At 71.7% G+C, this 7,345-nt stretch carries 5 protein-coding genes; 4 read left to right on the top strand and 1 reads right to left on the bottom strand.

Annotated elements, in window-relative coordinates; all coding sequences use genetic code 11:
• Positions 1-396: 396 nt before the first annotated feature.
• Positions 397-2,844 carry a DEAD/DEAH box helicase gene (locus SSNG_RS16250; RefSeq protein WP_007264943.1) on the bottom strand — a complete coding sequence of 816 codons (2,448 nt, stop codon included), beginning with the start codon at positions 2,842-2,844 and terminating at the stop codon, positions 397-399.
• A gap of 82 nt (positions 2,845-2,926) precedes the next feature.
• Here SSNG_RS16250 and bldG point away from each other — a divergent pair, with 82 nt between their 5' ends.
• The 4 genes from bldG to SSNG_RS16230 all read left to right on the top strand — a co-directional run bounded on the left by bldG (position 2,927) and on the right by SSNG_RS16230 (position 7,225).
• The gene (gene bldG / locus SSNG_RS16245; RefSeq protein ID WP_007264942.1) at positions 2,927-3,268 is read left to right on the top strand and encodes an anti-sigma factor antagonist BldG; all 342 of its coding nucleotides are present in this window, start codon (positions 2,927-2,929) and stop codon (positions 3,266-3,268) included.
• A gap of 102 nt (positions 3,269-3,370) precedes the next feature.
• Positions 3,371-3,811 (top strand): ATP-binding protein, encoded by a 441-nt coding sequence (locus tag SSNG_RS16240; protein WP_007264941.1) that lies wholly within the window; start codon positions 3,371-3,373, stop codon positions 3,809-3,811.
• A 277-nt stretch (positions 3,812-4,088) separates the two neighbouring features.
• The gene (locus tag SSNG_RS16235; RefSeq protein ID WP_007264940.1) at positions 4,089-6,491 is read left to right on the top strand and encodes a sodium-translocating pyrophosphatase; all 2,403 of its coding nucleotides are present in this window, start codon (positions 4,089-4,091) and stop codon (positions 6,489-6,491) included.
• 173 nt (positions 6,492-6,664) lie between these two features.
• A complete protein-coding gene (locus SSNG_RS16230) occupies positions 6,665-7,225 on the top strand; it encodes a hypothetical protein (protein ID WP_007264939.1) in 561 nt (186 codons plus the stop codon).
• The last annotated feature ends 120 nt before the right edge of the window (positions 7,226-7,345 follow it).

The raw sequence follows: 7,345 nt of genomic DNA, 5'->3' as shown, positions 1-7,345 counted from the left end.
CCGACCTGGCGGCCCTGGCCGCGGCCGCGAGCTGGGCGCACGGGCCCGAGCGGGCCTGTGCGGCGGCCCGGCGGGTGGCGGGGGCCCAGGGGGCGGTGGTGGCCGCCTGCGAGGTCGGCGGTGAGGTCGTCGAGGTACGGGCCGGCGTCCGGGCGGGGCCCTTCACTTCCGGGGCCGCCGCTCGCGCGGGGCCGCAGGCGGCCGTCACCGGCGGGGGCGCCGCTCAGGGACCTGGCGCTCCCGCACCCCCTACCGCCGGTCCTGCCGCTCCGGTGCCTGTCACCACCGGGGCCGCCGCTCAGGGACCTGCCGCTCCCGGAACCGCTGCCGGCGGGCCTGGCGGTCCCGCGCCGCGGGGGTCCCCTGGGGAGTCTGCCGGGGTGGGGTCGGTGGGGGTCAGGGGGCTGTGGAGAGGAGGCGGGTGAGGAGGCGTACGGCGCCGCGCTTGTGGAGGGGGTCGTTGCCGTTGCCGCACTTGGGGGACTGGATGCAGGAGGGGCAGCCCGCCTCGCACTCGCAGGCGGCAATGGCGTCCCGGGTGGCGGTCAGCCAGGCCCTGGCCGTCCGGAAGCCCCGTTCGGCGAATCCGGCGCCGCCCGGGTGGCCGTCGTACACGAAGACCGTGGGCAGCAGGGTGTCCGGATGCAGCGGGACGGAGACCCCGCCGATGTCCCAGCGGTCGCAGGTGGCGAACAGCGGGAGCAGGCCGATGGAGGCGTGCTCGGCGGCGTGCAGGGCGCCGCCGAGGATCTCCGGGGCGATCCGGGCCTCGTCCAGCTGGTCCTCGGTCACCGTCCACCACACGGCCCGGGTGCGCAGGGTCCGCGGCGGCAGGTCGAGCTTGGCCTCGCCGAGCACCTCGCCGGTGATCAGCTTGCGGCGCAGGTAGGAGACGACCTGGTTGGTGACCTCGACGGAGCCGAAGCAGAGCCGGGCCGGGCCCCAGGGGATCTCGGTCTCGGTCTCCAGGATGGAGATGGAGGTGGTGTCGCGGGCGGTGGTGGAGAAGGGCGGGTTCGCCTCCTCGACCAGGGCGGCGGAGTCCTCCAGGTCCAGGTGTTTCACCAGGTAGGTGCGGCCCTGGTGGAGGTGGACGGCGCCGTCGTGGACGGCGGTGTGCGAGGCGGCCTCGTCGACGGTGCCCAGCAGCCGGCCGGTGGAGGCCTCCACGATCTGCACCGGGCGGCCCCCGCCGCCGCGGATGTCGGTCAGGTCCGAGGCCCGCTCCCGGCGGGTCCAGTGCCAGGCCGTGGCCCGGCGCCGGAGCAGCTTCGCCGCCTCCAGCTGGGGCATGAGGCCGCGCGCGGCGGGGCCGAAGAGGTCCAGGTCGGCCTCGGTCAGGGGCAGTTCGGCGGCGGCCGCGCACAGGTGCGGGGCCAGGACGTACGGGTTGTCGGGGTCCAGCACGGTGGCTTCCACCGGTTGGCGGAACAGTGCCTCGGGGTGGTGGACCAGGTAGGTGTCCAGCGGGTCGTCCCGGGCGACCAGTACGGCCAGGGCGCCCTGCCCCGAGCGTCCGGCGCGCCCGGCCTGCTGCCAGAGCGAGGCCCGGGTACCCGGGTAGCCGGTGATCAGCACGGCGTCCAGGCCGGACACGTCGACACCCAGCTCCAGGGCGGTGGTCGCGGCCAGTCCCAGCAGTTGCCCGGAGTGCAGGGCCCGCTCCAGGGCCCGGCGCTCCTCGGGCAGGTAGCCGCCGCGGTAGGCGGCGACCCGCCCGGGCAGGGACCGGTCCACCGCCGCGAGCCGCTCCTGGGCGATCACCGCGATCAGCTCCGCTCCGCGCCGGGAGCGGACGAAGGCCACGGTCCGCACGCCCTGGACGACCAGGTCGGTCAGCAGGTCGGCGGTCTCGGCGGTCGCGGTCCGGCGCACCGGGGCGCCCTTCTCGCCCCTGAGCTCGGTCAGCGGCGGCTCCCACAGGGCGAAGACGACCTCGCCGCGCGGGGAGGCGTCGTCGGTGATCTCGGTGACCGGCACGCCGGTCAGCCGGGACGCGGCGGCCGCGGGGTCGCTGGCGGTGGCGGAGGCCAGCAGGAAGACCGGCTCGGAGCCGTAGCGGGCGCACAGCCGGCGCAGCCGCCGCAGGACCTGGGCGACGTGGGAGCCGAACACTCCGCGGTAGGTGTGGCACTCGTCGATGACGACGTAGCGCAGGGCCTTCAGGAAGGAGGACCAGCGGGGGTGGGAGGGCAGGATCCCCCGGTGCAGCATGTCGGGGTTGGTCAGCACGTAGTTGGCGTACTGGCGCACCCACTCGCGTTCCTCGACGGGCGTGTCCCCGTCGTACACGGCCGGGCGCACGGCGTTGCCCAGGGGTGCGGCCAGCTCCCGGACGGCCCGCCGCTGGTCGGCGGCCAGAGCCTTGGTCGGAGCCAGGTAGAGGGCGGTCGCGCCCCGCCCGTTCGGCGCCTCGGCGCCGTCCGCGAGGGCGGACAGCACGGGGGCCAGGTAGGCCAGGGACTTCCCGGAGGCGGTGCCGGTGGCGACGACCACGGACTCGCCGTCCAGGGCGTGCTCGGCGGCCGCGGCCTGGTGTTCCCACGGATGGTCGATCCCCGCGTCACGGATCGCGGCTACGACATCCGTTCGGATGCGATGGGGCCAGACCGCATGACGGCCCTCCCGAGGGGGCAAGTGCTCCGTATGGGTGATGCGCGCAGCCCGGGAAGGCCCCCGTGACAGGCGGTCCAGGACCGTGCCGGGAGCGGGTCGTGGATCGGCGGGTGCCGTGGGCGGACCGGGGCGGTGAGTGTTGGCCATTGGAACCGAGTGTGTCACTGGCGTGCGGGACAATGGTCCCAAGGCGTCGTGCGCGCCTGCCGGTAAGTGATTGAATGCCATCGCGGCAGCCGATCCCCTCCCCTACCTTCGGATGGGGAGGCCCCTGGGGGGCGCCGCTCGATAGCAAGGTGCTGGAGGATCCGTGGACCTGTCCCTGTCGACTCGCACTGTCGGCGACCGCACGGTCGTAGAGGTCGGTGGCGAGATTGATGTGTATACCGCGCCCAAGCTGCGCGAGCAGTTGGTGGAGTTGGTGAACGACGGCAGCTACCACCTGGTCGTCGACATGGAGCGAGTGGACTTCCTCGACTCCACCGGCCTCGGTGTGCTCGTGGGAGGCCTCAAGCGCGTCCGCGCGCACGAGGGCTCGCTGCGTCTGGTCTGCAACCAGGAGCGCATCCTGAAGATCTTCCGGATCACCGGTCTGACCAAGGTGTTCCCGATCCACACCTCGGTGGAGGACGCCGTCCAGGCCACCGACTGACGTACGGCTCCCGACACCAGGAGCCGTCGAGGAGCGGGGGTACCGGGCCACGGTTGGTCCGGGCCCCTGTGAACGCACGCCCGTAGTCCGAGGGGGACGCACATGGCCACCGTTGAACTGCGCTTCAGCGCCCAGCCCGAACACGTCAGGACGGCCCGCCTCGTGGCGGCCGCCGTGGCGCGCCGGGCGGGGGTGGAGGAGGCCGTCCTCGACGAGGTCCGCCTCGCCGTGGGCGAGGCCTGTTCGCGTGCCGTCGGACTGCACCGGAGCAACGGCCTGACCGCGCCCGTGCGCGTCGTGCTGACCGAGGAGGAGAAGTCGTTCTCCATCGAGGTCGGCGACGAGGTGCCCGGGCCGGCGGGCGGTTCCGCTGCGTCGGTGCCGGGCATCGCCGCCGTTCTCGACCCGGACGCGGACGACGAGGACGAGATGGGGCTCGCTGTGATCAGCGGGCTGGTCGACGACGTCTCGGTGACCAGTGGTGAATCGGGCGGAACGATCCGCATGAGCTGGCCCGTCGCCGCCGCCACCGATCTTCCGTAGCGCCCGACCAGCCCTATTTTCCGATCTTCGCAATTTCCTCGGATCTTTACCAAGGCCCTGCTGAGCAGGGCCTTTTCCGTTTTCCCGGGAAATCTTCTAGATCGCTGATCAACCGTCAATGCCTTTGCCCCATTACCTCTTTCGGGGGTAATGGAGTGACGTGATCTATTGCTGAGGAGCAAGAGCGCGCCAATTCCGTTTCACGCGCACTGTTTTGATCAGGTCGCGCTCCCTACAATCCGTCCACATCTTGAGCTCATCACGTCAAGGAGGACGAATGACGGGGCTCTTCACCCCTATCGCACCGGATCACGCCCATGATCTGGCAGCCGCAGTACTCACCGATGACAACAGGGTCATCGTGTTCGTCATCGCGGGCGTCGCGCTGGCCGCGCTCGTCGTCGCGCAGATCCTGGTCCGCCAGGTCCTCTCCGCCGACGAGGGCACCGACAGCATGAAGAACATCGCGGCGGCCGTGCAGGAGGGCGCCAACGCCTACCTGGGCCGCCAGTTGCGCACCCTCGGCGTCTTCGCCGTGGTGGTCTTCTTCCTGCTCTTCCTGCTCCCCGCCGACGACTGGACGCAGCGGGCGGGACGTTCCGCCTTCTTCCTCGTCGGCGCCATCTTCTCGGCCGTCACCGGCTACATCGGCATGCGTCTCGCGGTCCGCGCCAACGTCCGCGTCGCCGCGGCCGCCCGCGAGGCCACCCCCGCGGAAGGCGAACCCGCCAAGGACCTGACCGAGGTGGCCCACAAGGCCATGAAGATCGCCTTCCGCACCGGTGGCGTGGTCGGCATGTTCACGGTCGGACTGGGCCTGCTCGGCGCGTCCTGCGTCGTCCTGGTCTATGCCGCCGACGCCCCCAAGGTCCTGGAGGGCTTCGGCCTGGGCGCCGCCCTGATCGCGATGTTCATGCGCGTGGGCGGCGGCATCTTCACCAAGGCCGCCGACGTCGGCGCCGACCTGGTCGGCAAGGTCGAGCAGGGCATTCCGGAGGACGATCCGCGCAATGCCGCGACCATCGCCGACAATGTGGGCGACAACGTCGGCGACTGCGCGGGGATGGCGGCCGACCTCTTCGAGTCCTACGCCGTCACCCTCGTGGCCGCGCTCATCCTCGGCAAGGCCGCCTTCGGCGACCTCGGCCTCGCCTTCCCGCTGATCGTGCCCGCCATCGGCGTGATCACCGCGATGATCGGCATCTTCGCGGTCGCCCCGCGCCGCACCGACCGCAGCGGGATGACCGCGATCAACCGCGGCTTCTTCATCTCCGCCGTGATCTCCCTCGCGCTCGTCGCCGTCGCCGTCTACAGCTACCTGCCGGCCACCTACAAGGAGCTCGTCGGCGTCGAGGACGCCGCCATCTCCAACCACACCGGGGACCCGCGCATCCTGGCCGTGGTCGCCGTCGCCATCGGCATCGTGCTCGCGGCCCTGATCCAGCAGCTGACCGGCTACTTCACCGAGACCAACCGCCGTCCCGTCCGGGACATCGGCAAGTCCTCGCTGACCGGCCCCGCCACCGTGATCCTCGCCGGCATCTCCGTCGGCCTGGAGTCCGCCGTCTACACGGCGCTCCTGATCGGCCTGGGCGTCTACGGCGCCTTCCTGCTCGGCGGCACGTCGATCATGCTGGCGCTCTTCGCGGTGGCCCTGGCCGGCACCGGCCTGCTGACCACCGTCGGCGTCATCGTCGCGATGGACACCTTCGGCCCCGTCTCCGACAACGCCCAGGGCATCGCCGAGATGTCCGGCGACGTCGAGGGCGCCGGTGCCCAGGTCCTCACCGACCTGGACGCGGTCGGCAACACCACCAAGGCCATCACCAAGGGCATCGCCATCGCCACCGCCGTGCTGGCCGCGGCCGCGCTCTTCGGCTCGTACAACGACGCCATCACCGGCGCGGTGAAGGAGGTCGGGGCCAAGGCCGGGGAGATGAACCTCAGCCTGGACATCGCCCAGCCCAACAACCTCGTCGGCCTCGTCCTCGGCGCGGCCGTGGTGTTCCTGTTCTCGGGCCTGGCCATCAACGCCGTCTCCCGCTCCGCGGGCGCCGTCGTCTACGAGGTGCGCCGCCAGTTCCGCGAGCACCCCGGGATCATGGACTACTCCGAGAAGCCCGAGTACGGCCGCGTCGTCGACATCTGCACCAAGGACGCGCTGCGCGAGCTCGCCACGCCCGGTCTGCTCGCCGTGCTCACCCCGATCGCCGTCGGCTTCACCCTCGGCGTCGGCGCGCTCGGCTCCTTCCTGGCCGGCGCCATCGGCACCGGCACGCTGATGGCGGTCTTCCTCGCCAACTCCGGCGGCGCGTGGGACAACGCGAAGAAGCTCGTCGAGGACGGCCACCACGGCGGCAAGGGCAGTGAGGCCCACGCCGCGGTCGTCATCGGCGACACCGTCGGCGACCCGTTCAAGGACACCGCGGGCCCGGCCATCAACCCGCTGCTGAAGGTCATGAACCTGGTGGCCCTGCTGATCGCCCCCGCGGTCGTGCAGTTCAGCTACGGCCCGGACACCAGCGCGGCCGTGCGGGCCGTCGTCGCGGTGGTCGCCCTCACGGTGATCGTCGGTGCGGTGTACGTCTCCAAGCGCCGCGGCATCGCCGTCGGCGATGACGGCGGCAGCGCCGGTGCCGAGCGGGTGGCCCAGTCGGCCGATCCGGCGGTGGTCTCCTGACGCTCCAGGGCCCCTGAGCCGGGTTCCCGCGGCCCCGCGGGCCGGCAAGGCTCGAAGATGCGCCCGAACGGCGGACGGGCGGCGCGGACTGACGCGCCGTCTGTCCGCCTTTGTGCGTGCCCTGATGGCGGGCGTGTATCTTCCGGCCGAGAGCCTTCGAAGGGACCAATCCGGTGAACAAGAAGCTTGCGGCCGCGGTGTCCGGCGGTGCGGTACTGATGCTCGTCCTGTCCGGCTGCGGCGGCGGGGACGACGGCGACAAGAAGGCCGACGCCTGGGCCAAGAAGGTCTGCGACAAGTGGGAGCCCGAGCTCACCAAGATCAAGACGACCAACGACGAGCTGAAGCGGGTCGCGTCCACGAGCAGCAAGCCCGAGGAGGTCCAGAAGACCGACTCGGCGGCCTTCCAGACCCTCTCCGAGGCCTACAAGTCCATGGGCGGCGCCCTGACGTCGGCCGGTGAACCGCCAGTCAAGGACGGCAAGGCCGCGGCGGATTCCGTGGTCAAGAGCTACGGCGAGATCTCCAAGAGGTACACCGATCTCAAGACGAAGATCGACGGGCTCGACCCCAAGGACCAGAGCAAGTTCGCCGAGGGCCTCCAGGGCGTCGCCGGCGGGCTCACCGAGGTCGCGGCCAACGAGACGGCCGCCAAGGAGAAGCTCAACTCGACCGGCCTCAAGGTGATCTACAGCCAGAAGGGCTGCAAGGTCGCGACGCTCGAGAAGAGCTGACCCCGAGCCCCAAGCCCCGAGCCCCAAGCCCCGAGCCCCGAGCCCCGAGCCCCGAGCTCCGGGCTTCGCACCCCGAACGCCGCGTGCCTCCGCGCGGCACGGGCACCACGGCCACCGCGG

This window comes from Streptomyces sp. C (genome assembly GCF_000158895.1).
Taxonomy (GTDB): Bacteria; Actinomycetota; Actinomycetes; order Streptomycetales; family Streptomycetaceae; genus Streptomyces; species Streptomyces racemochromogenes.
This window is presented reverse-complemented; position numbering and strand designations above follow the sequence as displayed.

What these genes read in the sequence shown, in the direction of transcription:
- SSNG_RS16240 (WP_007264941.1), top strand. Translation starts at nt 3,371, where the DNA reads ATGGCCACCGTTGAACTGCGCTTCAGCGCCCAGCCCGAACACGTCAGG.
- SSNG_RS16235 (WP_007264940.1), top strand. Translation starts at nt 4,089, where the DNA reads ATGACGGGGCTCTTCACCCCTATCGCACCGGATCACGCCCATGATCTG.
- SSNG_RS16250 (WP_007264943.1), bottom strand. Translation starts at nt 2,844, where the DNA reads ATGGCATTCAATCACTTACCGGCAGGCGCGCACGACGCCTTGGGACCA.